15 protein-coding genes are annotated in these 17,057 nt (G+C 61.4%); 9 read left to right on the top strand and 6 right to left on the bottom strand.

Features of this window, described 5'->3' with window-relative positions; translation table 11 throughout:
* Positions 1-5 precede the first annotated feature (5 nt).
* The 3 genes from rfbB to rfbA are packed head-to-tail and all read left to right on the top strand — an operon-like array spanning position 6 to position 2,831.
* The gene (rfbB, locus tag RGR602_RS08655) at positions 6-1,061 is read left to right on the top strand and encodes a dTDP-glucose 4,6-dehydratase (protein ID WP_039844762.1); all 1,056 of its coding nucleotides are present in this window, start codon (positions 6-8) and stop codon (positions 1,059-1,061) included.
* Between the two features lie 2 nt (positions 1,062-1,063).
* Positions 1,064-1,951, top strand: coding sequence for a dTDP-4-dehydrorhamnose reductase (gene rfbD / locus RGR602_RS08650; RefSeq protein WP_039844761.1), 888 nt, complete (start codon positions 1,064-1,066; stop codon positions 1,949-1,951).
* A 10-nt stretch (positions 1,952-1,961) separates the two neighbouring features.
* Positions 1,962-2,831: a glucose-1-phosphate thymidylyltransferase RfbA gene (gene rfbA, locus RGR602_RS08645; protein WP_039844760.1), complete on the top strand. Its 870-nt coding sequence runs from the start codon at positions 1,962-1,964 to the stop codon at positions 2,829-2,831.
* A gap of 12 nt (positions 2,832-2,843) precedes the next feature.
* Here the strand turns inward: rfbA and recJ are convergent, their stop codons facing one another.
* From recJ to RGR602_RS08625, 4 genes are all read right to left on the bottom strand, one after another.
* Positions 2,844-4,667, bottom strand: a complete 1,824-nt coding sequence (gene recJ, locus RGR602_RS08640; protein ID WP_039844759.1) for a single-stranded-DNA-specific exonuclease RecJ — start codon at positions 4,665-4,667, stop codon at positions 2,844-2,846.
* Positions 4,668-4,820: 153 nt separating this feature from the next.
* Positions 4,821-6,143 (bottom strand): homoserine dehydrogenase, encoded by a 1,323-nt coding sequence (locus RGR602_RS08635; protein WP_039844758.1) that lies wholly within the window; start codon positions 6,141-6,143, stop codon positions 4,821-4,823.
* 67 nt (positions 6,144-6,210) lie between these two features.
* Positions 6,211-7,428 carry an LL-diaminopimelate aminotransferase gene (locus tag RGR602_RS08630; protein WP_039844757.1) on the bottom strand — a complete coding sequence of 406 codons (1,218 nt, stop codon included), beginning with the start codon at positions 7,426-7,428 and terminating at the stop codon, positions 6,211-6,213.
* A 222-nt stretch (positions 7,429-7,650) separates the two neighbouring features.
* Positions 7,651-8,067, bottom strand: coding sequence for a hypothetical protein (locus RGR602_RS08625; RefSeq protein ID WP_039844756.1), 417 nt, complete (start codon positions 8,065-8,067; stop codon positions 7,651-7,653).
* A gap of 154 nt (positions 8,068-8,221) precedes the next feature.
* On the opposite strand from RGR602_RS08625, the gene phaC reads away from it, so the two are divergent.
* The 3 genes from phaC to RGR602_RS08610 all read left to right on the top strand — a co-directional run bounded on the left by phaC (position 8,222) and on the right by RGR602_RS08610 (position 12,669).
* Complete coding sequence (gene phaC, locus RGR602_RS08620) at positions 8,222-10,057, top strand: class I poly(R)-hydroxyalkanoic acid synthase (protein WP_039844755.1); 1,836 nt, start codon at positions 8,222-8,224, stop codon at positions 10,055-10,057.
* A 280-nt stretch (positions 10,058-10,337) separates the two neighbouring features.
* Complete coding sequence (locus RGR602_RS08615) at positions 10,338-11,582, top strand: DUF2778 domain-containing protein (protein ID WP_039844754.1); 1,245 nt, start codon at positions 10,338-10,340, stop codon at positions 11,580-11,582.
* An 88-nt stretch (positions 11,583-11,670) separates the two neighbouring features.
* The gene (locus RGR602_RS08610; RefSeq protein WP_039844753.1) at positions 11,671-12,669 is read left to right on the top strand and encodes an alpha/beta hydrolase family protein; all 999 of its coding nucleotides are present in this window, start codon (positions 11,671-11,673) and stop codon (positions 12,667-12,669) included.
* Between the two features lie 26 nt (positions 12,670-12,695).
* On the opposite strand, the gene RGR602_RS08605 is transcribed toward RGR602_RS08610, so the two are convergent.
* Both RGR602_RS08605 and RGR602_RS08600 read right to left on the bottom strand, forming a co-directional pair.
* A complete protein-coding gene (locus RGR602_RS08605; protein WP_052451514.1) occupies positions 12,696-13,592 on the bottom strand; it encodes an aminoglycoside phosphotransferase family protein in 897 nt (298 codons plus the stop codon).
* A gap of 95 nt (positions 13,593-13,687) precedes the next feature.
* Positions 13,688-14,590, bottom strand: a complete 903-nt coding sequence (locus RGR602_RS08600) for an adenylate/guanylate cyclase domain-containing protein (RefSeq protein ID WP_039844752.1) — start codon at positions 14,588-14,590, stop codon at positions 13,688-13,690.
* Positions 14,591-14,969: 379 nt separating this feature from the next.
* On the opposite strand from RGR602_RS08600, the gene map reads away from it, so the two are divergent.
* From map to RGR602_RS08585, 3 genes are all read left to right on the top strand, one after another.
* A complete protein-coding gene (gene map, locus RGR602_RS08595) occupies positions 14,970-15,803 on the top strand; it encodes a type I methionyl aminopeptidase (RefSeq protein ID WP_039844751.1) in 834 nt (277 codons plus the stop codon).
* A 226-nt stretch (positions 15,804-16,029) separates the two neighbouring features.
* On the top strand, positions 16,030-16,497 hold the full coding sequence (locus RGR602_RS39385) for a tyrosine-type recombinase/integrase (protein WP_323808238.1): 468 nt from the start codon (positions 16,030-16,032) through the stop codon (positions 16,495-16,497).
* On the top strand, positions 16,469-16,990 hold the full coding sequence (locus RGR602_RS08585) for a tyrosine-type recombinase/integrase (RefSeq protein WP_039844750.1): 522 nt from the start codon (positions 16,469-16,471) through the stop codon (positions 16,988-16,990). The genes RGR602_RS39385 and RGR602_RS08585 overlap by 29 nt, the downstream gene beginning before the upstream one ends.
* The last annotated feature ends 67 nt before the right edge of the window (positions 16,991-17,057 follow it).

Genomic DNA, 17,057 nt, shown 5'->3' with positions numbered 1-17,057 from the left:
CGACGATGCGCATACTGGTCACGGGCGGAGCGGGCTTCATCGGATCGGCACTGGTGCGCCATCTCGTCGGCGATATCGGCGCCGAGGTGCTGAATGTCGACAAGCTGACCTATGCCGGCAATCTGGCATCACTGACATCCGTCGAATCGGCGCCGAATTATCAGTTCCTGCGCGCCGACATCTGCGACCGCGCCAAGATCCAGGAAGCATTCGCCTCCTTCCGCCCGGACATCGTCATGCATCTCGCCGCCGAAAGCCATGTCGACCGCTCGATCTCGGGCGCTGCCGATTTCATCCAGACCAACATCGTCGGGACGTTCAGCCTGCTGGATACCGCGCGGCATTATTGGGAGGGCCTTGACGCCCGTGGAAAGAGTGCCTTCCGCTTCCTGCACGTCTCGACGGACGAAGTCTACGGCTCGCTCGGCGACGAGGGCCTTTTCGAGGAGGCGACACCCTATGATCCGTCCTCGCCCTACTCGGCCTCCAAGGCGGCAAGCGACCATCTGGCGATCGCCTGGCACCGCACCTACGGCCTGCCGGTCGTCGTCTCCAACTGCTCCAACAACTACGGTCCCTACCACTTCCCGGAAAAGCTCATTCCGCTGATGATCCTGAATGCGCTGGAAGGCAAGCCACTGCCGGTCTACGGCAACGGCGCCAATGTCCGCGACTGGCTCTACGTCGAAGACCACGCCCGCGCGCTCTACACCATCGCCTCCCGAGGTCGCGCGGGTGAAAAATACAATGTCGGCGGCCGCAATGAGCGCCGGAACATCGATGTCGTTCAGCGCATCTGCGCCATCCTCGACGGCGTCTACAAGGACAATGGCCCGCATGCGCAGCTGATCACAAACGTCACCGACCGTCCAGGACACGACGCACGCTACGCGATCGATGCCTCCAAGCTCGAAGGCGAACTCGGCTGGAAGGCTGAGGAGACCTTCGAAACCGGCATCGAGAAGACCGTACACTGGTATCTCGAAAATGAATGGTGGTGGCGACCGCTGCGCGAGAACGTCTATTCCGGCGAACGCCTCGGCGTATTCAAGGGGCGATAGCGATGCGCATTGCCGTCACCGGCAAACAGGGCCAGGCCGTCCAGTCGCTGATGAGACGTGGCGCCGAGAAGGGCGTCGAAATCATCGCAGTCGGGCGTCCGGAAATGGACCTTGCCGACCCCGCCAGCGTTGCGGCCGCCTTTTCGCGCGTTCATCCCGATCTCATCGTCTCGGCTGCCGCCTATACGGCGGTCGACAGGGCCGAGAGCGAGCCCGACCTCGCTTTTGCCGTCAACGCGGCAGGTGCTGCGGCGGTTGCCGAAGCTGCCGCGCGGATCGGTGTGCCCGTCATCCACATTTCGACCGACTATGTCTTCAGTGGCGACAAGCCGTCAGCCTACACTGAAGAGGATTTGACCGGGCCGATCTCCGTCTACGGGCAGTCGAAGCTTGCGGGTGAACGGGCCGTGGCGGCGGCAAACCCAAATCACGTGATCCTGCGTACCGCCTGGGTCTATTCGCCCTTCGGTGCCAATTTCCTGAAAACGATGCTGCGGCTTTGCGAGACGCGCGATCATCTCAGCGTCGTCGCCGACCAGACCGGATGCCCGACGTCAGCGCTCGACATCGCCGAGGCGATCCTTGCGATCGCATCCCGTCTCGTCACCGACCCGGCTCCGTCGCTCCGCGGCACCTTTCACTTGACCGGCAGCGGCGAAGCGAGCTGGGCGGATTTCGCCGAGGAGATATTCGCCGAACTTCACAAATCTGGCGGCAAGAGCATTCGCGTCGAACGCATCACGACGGCCGACTATCCGACCCCGGCGAAGCGTCCCGCCAATTCGCGCCTCAGCGCCGACAAGCTCGCCAGCATATACGGAATCCGCCTACCGGACTGGAAGCAATCCCTGAGGATTGTCATGCAAGTCATTTTAAACAGAGGCTTTTAGGGAGATATTGATGAAGGGGATTATTCTGGCGGGGGGTACCGGAACTCGTTTGCACCCGATCACCCAGGCCGTCTCGAAACAGCTGATGCCGGTCTACGACAAGCCGATGATCTACTATCCGCTGACGACGCTGATGCTCGCCGGCATCCGGGACCTCATGATCATCACCACGCCGCATGACGTCGAAGCCTTCAAGCGCCTTCTCGGCGACGGATCGCAATGGGGCATCTCGCTGACCTATGCCGTGCAGCCAAGCCCGGACGGGCTTGCCCAGGCCTTCATTATCGGCGCCGACTTCGTGCATGGCGACACCTCGGCACTCGTCCTCGGCGACAACATCTTCTATGGCCACGGCCTCCCGGAAATCATGAAATCCGGCACGCGCCGCCTTCAAGGCGCGACGGTCTTCGCCTATCACGTCACCGATCCGCAACGCTACGGCGTCGTGGGCTTCGATGCGAACATGAATGCGCTGTCGATCGAGGAAAAGCCCAATGAGCCGAAATCGAACTGGGCGGTGACCGGCCTCTATTTCTACGACCAGCAGGTGGTCGATATCGCCGCCAATCTGAAGCCGTCACCGCGCGGTGAATTGGAGATCACCGATGTCAACCGCACCTATCTCGAGCGCGGACAGCTCTTCGTGGAACTGATGGGCCGAGGCTACGCCTGGCTTGACACCGGCACACCGGACAGCCTGCTCGACGCCGCAGGTTTCGTCAGCACGCTGGAGAAACGCCAGGGCTTCAAGATCGCCTGTCCCGAGGAAGTCGCCTGGCGGATGGGATACATCTCGCAGGATGACCTCGCCAAGCTCGCCGAAAGGCTCGGCAAGAGCGCCTACGGTCAATATCTGACGAAGCTCTCCTCCGACTGGTGACTTGCTCGGTAACTACCGCGCCGGCGCCGCGTCGCAGACACGCAGCTGGATGCGTCGCGCACCCTGATAATGCTCGGCGCCCAGCATTCCCGCGACATGCAGGTTCGCCCCGCGGGAATTGAGCAGGAGGTTGCCAAGCGAGGTGTCCGCGGCCCGAAAAGCGATGCCGTCGAGGCGCGAGCCGTCCATCGCCTCAAGCGTTACCTTCACATGTCTATCGCCGACCAACCGCGCGTCGCGCAGGCGATGCGCGGGCACTGCGAAGATCGGCTGCGAATGCCCCGAGCCGTAGGGCCCGGCCGTTTCCAGCCGGTCGATCAATTCGATCGTGGCGCCGCTGGCGCCGATCGCACCGTCGATCTTCAGCGTTTCGTTGGCGACCAATGCCGCCACGGTTTTTCCGGCACGTTCTGTGAAGAAGTTGCGCAAGGCTCCGAGCTTTTCGCGCTCGACGGTCAAGCCCGCAGCCATCGCGTGACCGCCCCCCTTCAGGAGCAGGCCTTCGTCGACCGCCGCGCGCACCATCCTTCCCATGTCGAAACCGTTGATCGAGCGGCCGGAGCCCGTTCCGCGGCCCGACGGGTCGAAGGCGATGGCGAAGGCCGGACGCTTGAATTTCTCCTTCAGCCGCGCAGCCAGCAGGCCGACGATGCCCGGATGCCACTTGTCCCGTGCGGTGACGATCACCGAAGCGCCCTCGCCGTCTCCATACTCGGCAAGCGCCTCCGCCTCGGCCTCCTGCAGCATCGCCGCTTCCATCGCCTGGCGCTCGCGGTTGAGCTCGTCCAGCCGCTGGGCGATGACCTCCGCCTCGCCGGTATCGTCAAGCGTCAGAAGCCTGCTGCCAAGTGCCGCGTCGCCGATGCGGCCGCCAGCATTGATACGCGGACCGATGAGGAAGCCGAAATGATAGGGCGTCACCGGCCCGGAAAGGCCTGCCTTGCGAAAAAGTGCCGTGAGCCCGGCATTGCTCTGGTGGCGCGCGGCGACCAGGCCCTTGACGACATAGGCCCGGTTCAGCCCCTTGAGCGGCACGACATCGCAGACCGTCGCCAGCGCCACGATGTCCAGCCATTGCAGCAAGTCGACCTTTGGAATTCGCTTGTCGCCCGCCTCGCGAAGCAGCCTCAGCGCCGCGACTAGCACCAGGAAGACGACACCCGCAGCGCAGAGATGCCCCTGCCCCGAAAGATCGTCCTCGCGGTTCGGGTTCACCAGAGCATGGCAGTGCGGCAGATCATGTGTCACCTGGTGGTGATCGACGACGACGACGTCGATATTCCGCTTTTCGGCAGCCCCCAGAGCTTCGTGGCTGGTCGAGCCACAATCGACCGTCACGATCAGCTGCGCGCCGTTGTCGATCAGCTGATTGATCGCCGCCGGATTGGGCCCGTAGCCTTCGAAGATGCGATCGGGAATATAGATATTGGCCTTCACGCCAAAATGCGTGAGGAAACGATACATCAGCGCCGAGGAAGCCGCGCCATCGACGTCATAGTCGCCGAAGATCGCAACGTTCTCGCCGCGCCGGATCGCCCCGACCAGGCGTCTGGCCGCCTTCTCGCAATCCGTCAGCGTATAGGGATCAGGCATTAAACTGCGGATCGTCGGATCGAGAAATTCCAGGGCCTCGTCGACCCCGACCCCACGCCCGGCAAGCACGCGGGCAATCAAATCCGGCAGGCCGTGCACCTGGGCTATGGCAAGCGCGCGGTTCTGTCCCGCCTGATCCAGACGCGACACCCAGCGGTTATCGAGGACGGATTTCTCCACCCCCAGGAATGCCCGCTGTACCGGATCGGCGGCAATATCCACAACGCCCCTCTGATCGCCCATCGCTTGTCACCGCCCCGGGACCGGAGCGCTGTGGGCAGATTTATGTGGCTTTGGTGGAGCACACAACGATTTTGGACGCCAAGGCGCATGTTAGCTGTGGACGAGACTGCCCCGGCCGCCTCGCTCACCAGTTCTTTTAAGGAAGACGGGTTGTCAATCTTCTTTGGGACGCTCGATGCGGATCACCTGCGGTTCGCCGACGAGGTAGCCCTCGCCCTTGATAGCAGTAACGGCCTTGCGCACGGAATCCTCCATCGTCGCATGGGTGACGAGGATGATCGTCTGGTGGTGCGACGGCGCCAGGTGCTGCTGCGACCGCTGCACAATGGATTCCAGTGAAATGTGGTTTTCCGCCATGCGCGTCGCGACGCTTGCAAAAACGCCGGTGCGGTCAAGCACCGTCAGGCGGATGAAATAGCCGCCTTCATGGCTCTTCATGCGGGCCTTGCGATAGGGCTCCAACGCCTTTGCCGGATGGCCGAGAACCGGTACGCGCTGCGCGCCAGGCTGGCTCTTGGCGATGTCGGCAATATCGCCAAGCACCGAGGATGCAGTCGCATTGCCGCCGGCACCCGGGCCAACCATCAGCAGTTCGCCGAGAATATCGGACTCGATCGCCACAGCATTGGTGACGCCGTCCACCTGGGCGATGACCGAATCGACAGGCACCATGGTCGGGTGCACGCGCTGTTCGATGCCGGTCTCGGTGCGCTGTGCGACGCCGAGCAGCTTGATGCGGTAGCCGAGCTCGGCCGCCGCATGGATATCCTCGATCGAAATATTCGTTATGCCTTCGAGGTAGATGTCGTCAGCAGCGATCTGATTGCCGAAGGCAAGCGTCGTCAGGATCGAGAGCTTGTGCGCCGTATCATTGCCCTCGATGTCGAAGGCCGGATCGGCTTCAGCGTAGCCGAGACGCTGTGCTTCCTTCAGGCAATCTGCAAAGGAGAGGCCCTCCTTCTCCATCTTGGTCAGGATGTAGTTGCAGGTTCCGTTCATGATGCCGTAGATGCGCGAAATCGTGTTGCCTGTCAGCGATTCACGCAGCGCCTTGATGACGGGAATACCGCCGGCCACGGCCGCTTCGAAATTCAGCAGCGTGCCCTTTTCTTCCGCGATCATCGCCAGTTCGACGCCGTGATAGGCAAGCAGCGCCTTGTTGGCCGTCACCACATGGATACCACGTTCGAGAGCGGCGCGCACCGAACCGTTGGCCGGGCCGTTGGCGCCGCCGATGAGTTCGACGAAAACGTCGATGTCTCCTTTTTCAGCCAGGTCTTCCGGCCGGTCGAACCACTCGACGCCGGCAAGATGAAGGCCGCGGTCCTTGGTCTTGTCGCGAGCCGAAACGCCCGTAATCAGGATCGGCCGCCCGCATGTGGCAGCAAGCTCGTTGCTGCGGCTCTGAATGATACGGACGAGCGAAGCACCAACGGTGCCAAGGCCCGCAATGCCGATTTTGAGGGCGTCTGTCATGGAACGATCCTGCGTGTTTTATGAGAGGCAGCCGCCAAAAAGCGGCTGCCGTTGAGGTGTGAAGATATCAACGGTGCGCGTTGAGCGAGATGACGTTGTGCATCGTCTCGTCGGCCGTCGACAGGAACTTCTTGATGTTGCGGGCGGCCTGGCGGATGCGATGCTCGTTCTCCACGAGCGCCAGACGCACGTAATCATCGCCCTGCTCGCCGAAGCCGACGCCCGGTGCGACCGCGACATCGGCCTTTTCGACGAGCAGCTTGGAGAATTCCAGCGAACCGAGATGACGGAACTTTTCCGGGATCTTCGCCCACGCAAACATCGTGGCTGCCGGCGGGGGCACGTCGAAACCGGCCTTGCCGAAGCTCTCGACCATCACGTCGCGGCGGCGCTTGTAGACGTTGCGGACTTCCGCGATGTCGGAACCGTCACCATTCAGCGCATGCGTCGCCGCTACCTGGATCGGCGTGAAGGCGCCGTAGTCGAGGTAGGACTTGACGCGCGTCAGGGCCGCGATCAGCCGCTCGTTGCCAACCGCAAAACCCATGCGCCAGCCGGGCATCGAGAAGGTCTTCGACATCGAGGTGAACTCGACGGTGACATCGATGGCGCCAGGAACCTGCAGGACGGACGGCGGCGGCTCGCCATCGAAGTAGATTTCCGAATAGGCGAGGTCCGACAGCACGATGATGTCGTGCTTCTTCGCGAAGGCAACGACATCCTTGTAGAAATCGAGCGTCGCGACAAGCGCCGTCGGGTTGGACGGATAGTTGAGGACCAGCGCCAAGGGCTTCGGGATCGAGTGGCGCACGGCCCGCTCCAACGGCTGGAAGAAGTTCTCGTCCGGCTCGACCGGGATCGAACGGATCACACCTCCCGCCATCAAGAAGCCGAAGGCGTGGATCGGATAGGTCGGGTTCGGGCAGAGAACGACGTCGCCCGGCGCTGTGATCGCCTGCGCCATGTTGGCAAAGCCTTCCTTCGAGCCGAGGGTCGCGACGACCTGCGTATCGGGATTGAGCTTCACGCCGAAACGGCGGGCGTAATAGGCGGCCTGTGCCCGGCGAAGGCCGGGAATGCCCTTGGAGGAGGAATAGCGATGCGTGCGCGGATCCTGGACGACCTCGCACAGTTTGTCGACGATCGCCTTTGGAGTGGGGAGATCCGGATTTCCCATGCCGAGATCGATGATATCGGCGCCGCCCGCTCGCGCGCTCGCTTTCAAACGGTTGACCTGTTCGAAAACGTAAGGCGGCAAACGCCGGACTTTGTGAAATTCTTCCATCTCTTTCCCCATGGAAATGCGGCCACCATGACCGCGCTCGAAGCTCGCTTGTTCCCGGCTGCCTGCGACACGAACTTCACAATCGCAAACGCCGTATTCATCAGACTTTCGTCCCGCGGCGATTCTTTGACGAAAGGCCACGACAGACGCGGATTATCGGGAAAATTGCGTCTCCCGCCAGCTGCGGAAGGCTTTGCGTCCAAATCGCCTGAAAGGCAAGGCTTAATTGCCGATTGCAGAGAGCGCTTCTGTGCCGTGCTCGGCGGCAAGCTTGCGATATTCGGCCACGCGCCGCTGATATTCGGCTTCCGAAATCGTGCCTGCCTTGCGCTGGACGCGGAGTCCCGAAAGCTTCTGTCCCAAGCTTGCGGCTTCCTCGTTGCTCATTTGGGCATTTGCTGCCGTCAGCGGCGCGCCGAAGCTCGGATAGCCATCCGGATAATGGGCAAGGCTGCTTTGTGCCGGCTCCTCGCCCTTGGTGGGCGTCATGACGACAGCGGTCGGAGGCGCGCGCCGCGCCGCAGCGGCCGCCTTCTGCTCCGGCGTGTAGGCGCATCCAGCAAGCGTCATCGCTGCGGCCGCGGCAGCGAGTGCCATGCGGGTTGCGAGTGCGATGCCTAAGATGCCGTTCGTCGTCATGCCAGATCTTCCAAATCCTGAAGCCTCAGCGACTGTTAAATTTGTCGCAGCAACAAAGCAATAGCACGAGTGCGCTTGCGTTGAACTTGTTTTCTCGATCCGGGACGATGTACAACAAGATTTGCAAGAGGATTGCTGCCGCCGGAGGAGACGCGTGACCGACAGCAAGCAGGAAAATGGCGGGAAGACGAAATCCCCGGGTTTCGAACCGAATCTCGATCCTTACGTGTTGAAGGATCCGGAGGCGATGGCGGTGAACATTGCCCGCGCCCTGGAAAACCTCGGGAAGGCGGCCTCCGTCTGGCTTGCGCCGCGCAAGAGCGGGGAAATCAACGACCGGCTCGCCGCGCCGATGACCGACATGGTCAAGACGCTCTCCAAGGTCACTGAATACTGGATGTCCGATCCGCGCCGGACTTTCGAGGCGCAAACACAGCTGATGAGCAGCTATTTCGCCGTCTGGATGCGCTCGATGCAACGGTTGCAGGGCGAGGCCGGCGAACCCGAGCCGGAGCGCAAGGACAAGCGCTTTTCCGACGCCGACTGGCAGAAAAACCCCTTCTTCGATTTCCTGCGTCAGGTCTATTTCATCACCGCCGACTGGGCAGAGAAAATCGTCGCCCAGACCGAGGGGCTCGACGAGCATACGAGGCATAAGGCGAGCTTCTACGTGAAGCAGATCACTGCTGCCCTTTCGCCGAGCAATTTTGTCGCCACCAACCCGCAGCTCTACCGCGAAACGATCGCAACCAGCGGCGAGAACCTGGTGCGCGGCATGAAGATGCTGGCAGAGGACATCGCGGCCGGCGGCGGCGACCTGAAATTGCGCCAAACCGACATGACTAAATTCGCCGTCGGCCGGGACATGGCGCTCACCCCCGGCAAGGTGATCGCGCAGAACGACATCTGCCAGATCATCCAGTACGAGTCGTCCACCGATACGGTGCTGAAACGCCCTCTCCTCATCTGCCCGCCGTGGATCAACAAATTCTATATTCTTGACCTCAACCCGCAGAAATCCTTCATTAAATGGTGCGTCGACCAGGGCCATACCGTCTTCGTCATCTCATGGGTGAACCCTGATGCCCGCCATGCCGGAAAGGATTGGACGGCCTATGCCCGCGAGGGCATCGATTTCGCGCTGGAAACGATCGAGAAAGCCACCGATGAAAAGGATGTGAATAGCGTCGGCTATTGCGTCGGCGGCACGCTTCTTGCGGCAACACTGGCGCTGCACGCCAAGGAGAAGAACAAGCGCATCAAGACGGCGACGCTGTTCACCACCCAGGTCGACTTCACCCATGCTGGCGACCTCAAGGTTTTCGTCGACGAGGAGCAGCTGCAAGCACTCGAGGAGCATATGCAGGCGACCGGCTATCTCGACGGCTCGAAGATGGCAACCGCCTTCAACATGCTGCGTGCTTCCGAGCTGATCTGGCCCTATTTCGTCAACAACTACCTGAAGGGCGAAATGCCGATGCCCTTCGACCTACTCTTCTGGAATGCCGATTCCACCCGCATGGCGGCCGCCAACCACGCCTTCTACCTGCGTAACTGCTATCTCAGGAACGCGCTCACCGCCGGCGAAATGATGCTTGGCGGCAAGACCGTATCGCTGAAAGACGTGAAGATCCCGGTCTACAATCTGGCGACACGCGAAGACCATATCGCTCCTGCGAATTCGGTCTTCCTCGGCAGCCAGTTCTTCGGCGGAAAAGTCGATTTCGTGCTGGCCGGCTCCGGCCATATCGCCGGCGTCGTCAACCCGCCCGACAAGAAGAAATACCAGTTCTGGACCGGCGGCCCAACCAGGGGCGATTACGATACCTGGCTTGCCAAAGCCGAGGAAAACCCCGGCTCCTGGTGGCCGCACTGGCACGCTTGGATCGAAGCCAAGGACGCTGAACGCGTGCCCGCGCGCAAACCCGGCGGCACGGCGCTCAACGCTATCGAGGAAGCACCGGGCAGCTACGTCATGGAGCGGACATAAAGGCACGCCTTGCAAGGCAAACGCGTTCATTCAAAGGCGATGAGGCTCGCTGGCGACGGCGCCAGCTTCATTGTTCCCGCATCGCGAAAACCGGCAAACCGGGCCATTTCGGCCAGCCAGATAATCCCGTAAAGGAATTAGTTACCATAGTGCGTCATGCTTCTCGGTAGTCGGCAAGTCGCATCGGGCCTCATTTTGGCCCTCTTGCTTCATTACCGGCTCCGGCGAGGGCGTTCCGCGTAAGCCGCCGGTAATGTGACGCGTTGGGAAACCGAGTAGTATGGCGTTTGCTGTTGAGGCGCATGAAAGCGTCAACCCTTTCGGCTGGGCTTTTTTTCGCTCAGCCAAACCCCTCCGGCTGATATCCGGAATTGCTGCAATTGGTATCGCGGTCACTTTGTCGGCCTGGACGATTGCCTCTGTCGCGGCTATGCACACCTCCGCCTTGCCGCAACCCGCAGCTGCGACGATCGCCGATGTCGCGATCGTCCGAAAGCCGGTTGCACATGTTGGCACGCCTGCGCACCCGCTGATCCGCGTCGGCAAGTTCTCGCGCCTTCCGGGCAAGACGACGGTTTCGGACCGCATGGTTGCCGAACTCTCGCCGAAATCCTCGAAGGATATGGTCGCCCTCTTGCAGCGCCGCGGCCTGTCACTGCTTGCCATGCGCAACAACAGCGCGGCGATGGCCGCAGCGCTGAAGCAGCAGGCGCTGGTGCTTGCAAGCGCCGCACCTGTTGTGGCGGTTACCGCGCATGCGACCCTTCCGGCAGCTGATTATTCGATCCGGACCGCCTCCGCCAAGCCGGTTGAACCGGCGTCAAGCCTCGCGCTTGCGGCAACGCTTCCTTCCGCCCGGCCCATACCGGCCGTTGCTCCTGTCGAAACCGCCTCTGCCGAAACGGCTACGTCCGACGAGCCTTTCGGCCTCGTTCTGGCGCCTGGCACCGATATTCCGCTTCCGATGGCACGCCCCGGCAAGCCGAAGATCGACGCGCCCGAAGCCGGACCGGCTCTTGCCTATGCGCGAACGGAAGATGACGACGAGGAGATGCCGGCATTCGCCAAGCCGGCCTTGATGCCGAGCGCCCGCAATGGGGTGGCGATCTACGATATCGAGGCCAGCATCGTCTATCTGCCGAACGGCGAAAAGCTCGAAGCCCATTCCGGCCTCGGCGGCATGCGCGACAAGCCGCGCTACGCCGACAAGAAAATGCGCGGCCCAACCCCGCCGCACACCTATGACCTCGCCATGCGCGAAGCGCTGTTCCACGGCGTCGAGGCGATCCGCCTCCATCCCGTCGGCGGCCCGCAGAAGATCCACGGTCGCGTCGGCCTGCTCGCCCACACCTACATGCTCGGCAAGCGTGGCGATTCCAATGGATGCGTTTCGTTCAAGGACTACCGCCGCTTCCTTGCCGCCTTCAAGCGCGGCGAGGTCAAACGCCTCGTGGTCGTGCCGCGCCTGAAAAACCCGCCCTCTCCACGTCCAAGTCTCGCATCGCTGTTTTCGAAACGAAGCTAAGCACCGCCTCGCCTCGCTGGATGGCCTTTGGTCCATCTTCTTGCGAAAGTAGGACGCGACGGGATAGCTGGCGAATTGGAGCAATGAGATGCCGGTGGGCTTAGCAAAGGGCCTCTGCCTTGATGCGAACAGGACGAATTGGGACGGTAGCGGCCCCCGGCCTCTTTCCTGGGCGGCCTGGTATCCTGCGGATGACGGCGCAATCGAGACGCCCGTATCTGACGCATCTTGGTTTTGGCTGAAGCCTGTTGCGCGTGACGCGGCTCTTAAACCGGCAGCGAGGCCCCATCCCCTCGTGCTGCTCTCTCATGGCACCGGGGGAGTTGCCGCCGGTCTCGAATGGCTGGCCCATCGCCTGGCGCAGCAGGGCTTCGTCGCCCTTGCGGTCAATCATCACGGCCACACCGGTGCCGAACCCCATAGACCGGAAGGCTTCCTCTGCCTCTGGGAACGGGCAAGCGACATAAGTGCAATGCTTGACGATCGCAGCTGGCGAACGCAACTGGGCGGAATGATCAGCGCTCACGCCTGCGTCGCTGGTTTTTCCGCCGGTGCCTACACGGCTATGTTGCTGATGGGCGCACGCGTGGCCTATTCCCAGTTTGAATCTGCAAACCCGATCAAGAGCCCGCACCGTGGACCGAGGGAGTTTCCCAATCTGGCGGACCACATATCTCCCCTGCTGGAGCGCAGCGCCGTTTTTCGCGAGTCGTGGAGCCGCAGATCAAAGGACTATAGCGACCCTCGATTTGATGCTGCCCTCGTCCTTGCGCCTGGCCGCTCGGTGTTGGGTTTTTCGGCCGAAAGCTTGAAGCGGATCGCAAAGCCGGTTCGAATTGTCGGCGGTGATGCGGATACCATCGCGCCTGCGCAGGAGTGCTGCAGCTGGCTGCACAGCCTTCTGCCGGGCGCTGGGCTGGATATTCTCAAAGGCGGAGTTGACCATTACATTTTTATGCCGGAACCGACGCCTCAAGGCAGGAAACTGGCACCGGACATTTTCACGGATGCCGACGGCATCGATCGGCGGTCTATTCACGACGAAGTCGCCAGCATCGCGGCTCGGTTCTTTGGTTCCGTTGTCTGAAATCGTCTCCGCCGCCTCTTTCGCCATTAGCTCGCAGCGAAACCGCGGCCCGACATCGTCTCGAGCCATATCACGGTATGGCGGGTCATTGCCGGAGTATGGCGAAAATCGTCCGGTAGCTCTGCCAGTTCCGACAGCCTATGAATACCGGTGAGGATCGCGATACGGCGCCGGTCGAGCGTCCGGCCTGACGCCTTTTCATAAGCCGCAGCGATCCGCTCGGTGAGATCCGGCGATATGAAGTTCGAATAGATGAACTCCTGGTGGACCGGACCAAAGCCGGAATCGGCAAAATCGTAGATGCCGTTGAGGCGGCCCCGCACACGGTCGAAAGCCATGTTCCATCCATGGCCGTCGAAAAAGCCATAGGTCTGTCCGTGGGGATCGGGCGGAAGCTGCTCGAATCCTGCGATGATATCCTCTGCCACGCCACGCAGTTCGACCGGAAGGGCCGGCACGGCTTTACCGCGAAGCGCTGAAGGGCTTTGCCATGCGCCGATTGTCGCGGCGCCGGCATCCGCCATTTGCTCCTTGTCGAGCCGGTGAAGCTCGGTGTAAAACTGCCCCAATGCATCGCCAAGGCGCCGGCGCACATGCTCCGGCAGCCTGTCATATTCGGCCGCAAGCAGATGTTCGCCCTTCAGCTTCTCATGAAGAGAAAACAGGTGCCGGCCTCTCTGAAGAATGCGCAGCTCCGGGACGGCCATTGAGACCCTGGGCCGGACGACGGCAAGCAATGCGGCCTCCCTCACAAGCGCCTTTTGTGCGACCTCATTGCGGGGAAACTTGAAGATCAGCCGGTCATCCACGTCAACGGCGATCGAATCCCAGCCTACCGGGGCGAGCTCGAACGTCGATGCGGCCAAGTCCGGATACTCGCTGAGAATGATGTCCCGGAACTGATCTATCTTTTCCGTTGTCATGGTGGCTTTCGTCGGTCATCGACTAGCGCGGCAAGATATGCAATTCGTAAGCACTGGCAACGCCGCCTCGTAATCGCGGCCAATGCACTCTTGGGTCAGTTTCGCATCACCCATCGAACGCCGGCAGCGGCGGCCAGCCCCAGAACTGGCCATATCGCCCAAAATATCCCGTGCCACGACAGCAGGTTGATCGCGACCATGCCAAGCCCGGCGACGCCGAGGGCGGCAATGCCCCGATCGATGCGGTTCTGGTTCCGCACCCATATCATTGCCGTCAAGACAGCAAAGGCCAGAAGCGGCCATGCCGCCCAGAAGACGCCCCGCCAGGAGAGAAGATTAACGACAACCAGCAAAGCGCTCAACAAGGCGAGCAGACCAAACATCTTGCGAGCCTTTGCGCCAAGCGACCAATTGGTCACTGCCGGAGCCTTCGGTCGGTTCGTTGCAGCCTCCGGCTGCGGGGCGCTTTTTATGTCTTCGCCTATGCGCACGGCATAGCTCGGCACGGGTTCCGTGACATTCTTCACCACCAAAGGCCCGAGAAAATCGAAACCGACGGCCACCTTGTTGCGGACCTGGTCGTAGACGGTATTCGATATCACGATCCCGCCGGCGGCGGCAGACGCCTGCAGCCGCGCGGCAATATTGACACCGTCACCATAGAGATCGTCGCCTTCGACGATCACATCGCCGAGATTGATGCCGATCCGGAACAGCATGCGACCGTCCGCCGGCCGCGTAGCGTTCATGCCTGCGAGCTCGTTCTGAACGTCGACTGCCGCACGCACCGCCTCGACGACGCTCGGAAAATCGGCGATCAATCCGTCGCCCCAGGTATTGATCACCCGCCCTCCGTGCAACGCGATGAGCCGCGACATCGCATCGCGATACCGCTTCAGCATCGCCAGCGTGCCCTCCTCATCCGCACCCATCAGGCGCGTATAATCCTGCACGTCGGCGGAGAAGATCGTGGTCAGCTTGCGTCGCGTTTCGCTCATGAGGTCCCGTCGTATCTCCTAGTGTCCAATCAGCAAAGCTAGGGCAAGTCGTCAATAAATCCGGTTCCGTAAGCGCGATTTGCGCAATGTCCGTTTTGCTGCGAAAAGGATTTGGCTGCCGTTAGAAGCATTCGAGCGGGCTTACGCTACCGTCTCGAATGGGACGCCGGGGACCGTCATATGTTTCACTTCAACGCGGCAATTTCCAGCGCGCCGTCCGAGTGGAGCGCAAGACGCAAGATACGGGGTGCGTGACTGGAAAGGCATACCTGCCCGGTATCGAAGTGGTACAAATCTCGTGGTTGCGGTTGATCGCGATGGACGAAAGCGGCATAGCTGCATTATGTACGATGAGGACAATCTCCGCTAAGGCCCTACAATGGTGAATTATATCGAAGCCTCCTCCGCGCCGCCGAAGAATACCGGCGCCATCCGGCTCTATGGTCCCGAGGCCTTCGAGAGCATGCGCAAGGCGTGCCAGTTGACCGCCCGCTGCCTCGACGAACTCGCGGCGATCGTCAGGCCGGGCCTTCCGACCGAGGCGATCGACCGGTTCGTCTTCGAATTTGGTATGGACAACGGTGCCCATCCGGCGACGCTCAATTATCGCGGCTATACCAAATCCACCTGCACCTCGATCAACCATGTCGTCTGCCACGGCATTCCGGACGCAAAACCGCTTCGCGAAGGCGATATCGTCAATATCGACGTTACCTTCGTGCTTGACGGCTGGCACGGCGATTCCAGCCGCATGTATCCGGTCGGGCAGATTAAGCGTGCCGCCGAACGTCTCCTCGAAGTCACGCATGAAGCGTTGATGCGCGGCATTGCCGCCGTCCGCCCCGGCGCGCGCACCGGCGCGATCGGCGAAGCGATCCAGACCTACGCAGAAAGCGAACGCTGCTCGGTCGTCCGCGATTTCTGCGGCCATGGCGTCGGCCGCCTCTTCCACGATTCGCCGAACATCCTGCATTACGGCCGGGCCAACGAGGGTCCGGAGCTGCGCGAAGGCATGATCTTCACGATCGAGCCAATGATCAATCTCGGGCGTCCGCATGTGAAGGTGCTTGCCGATGGCTGGACGGCGGTCACCCGCGACCGGTCGCTTTCTGCGCAATACGAACACACCGTCGGTGTCACGGCCGGCGGCTGCGAGATCTTCACGCTTTCGCCCGGCACCCTCGACCGGCCAGGCCTGCCGCTCAACGGGTGAACGCAGATCGCGAAAGGTCCTGTGTTCCACACGAACGGTGAACTGAACCCGACACCGCGGTTTGCCGCCCAAAGAACCGCGCACGCGCGACATCACGTGCCGTTATGCCGAACTCGGCATAAGGCTACGGATATGTCCGATGCCCTTGAACAATATCTGAAGTTGCGGCGCTCACTCGGGTTCAAGCTCCAAACTCAGGAGAGCCGCCTGCGCAATTTTGTGAGGTATGCGACTGCGCATGGCGAACTGCGGGTCACCGCGAAGATTGCGGTGGATTGGGCAAGCCACCAATGTGGTCCCGCAACGTGGTCGTCGCGCCTTTCGACGGTCAGAGCTTTTGCCCGCCATCTCCAGGTGGTCGACCCCCCGAACCGAGATTCCGCCTTCGTATATCTTTCCACCACAACGAAGACCGCGTCCTTTCATCTATTCAGACGAACAGATCGCCGATCTCCTGAAGTCGATGCTCGACCTGCATCCTGGAAGCTTCCGAGGGCCGACATATCATTACTTCTTCGGCTTGCTGGCATCCACCGGACTTCGCTTCTCAGAGGCCGCGCGGTTGCTTCGTGAGGACGCCGATCTGAAAGCAGGCATGCTGACGATCCGCGAGACGAAGTTCGGAAAGACCCGCATCGTGCCGCTGCATCCGAGTACGACGCTGGATGCGCCTCTCCGAGCTACTGGGCCTTGATCGAAGTGCCATCACCATCGGCACAGGAGCGCACATCCGGTGTTTCGGGAAGGGGCGCAAGGAACGCGCTACGCCGATAACCGGAATGCTCAAAGTTACGCTCAAGGCCTGGTTGGACGAGCCACCGGTGGGGAACGGCAATTCTCTTTTCCCGACCGTTCACGGCGGGCGAATGAGCCCTGATGCCGTTCAGTATCTTCTGGCAAAATACGTGTCGACGGCGTCGAAGGGCGGCTCGTCGTTACGATCAAAGCGGATATCACCCCATGTCCTTCGACATAGCGCGGCAATGGAGTTGCTGGATGCCGGTGTCGACAGCACGGTGATCTCATTGTGGCTCGGCCATGAGTCCACGCGGTCCACACAGCCGTACTTGCATGCCCACCTGGCAATCAAGGAGGCCGCTCTAGCCAAGATCGACCCGTTCAATGGACAATCGCCTGGCCGGTTCAGGGCTGGCGACGAGTTATTGGCGTTTCTCGACAAACTTTGATCCCTGCCGGAGCTATTGACATCGCGGTGAGGGCCGCGATGTCAGGTCGAGCCGTCCAATCATCAAG

The organism is Rhizobium gallicum bv. gallicum R602sp, assembly GCF_000816845.1.
Classification (GTDB): domain Bacteria; phylum Pseudomonadota; class Alphaproteobacteria; order Rhizobiales; family Rhizobiaceae; genus Rhizobium; species Rhizobium gallicum.
Note: the sequence above shows the minus strand (reverse complement) of the source record. Positions and strands in the feature narration are given on the sequence as shown.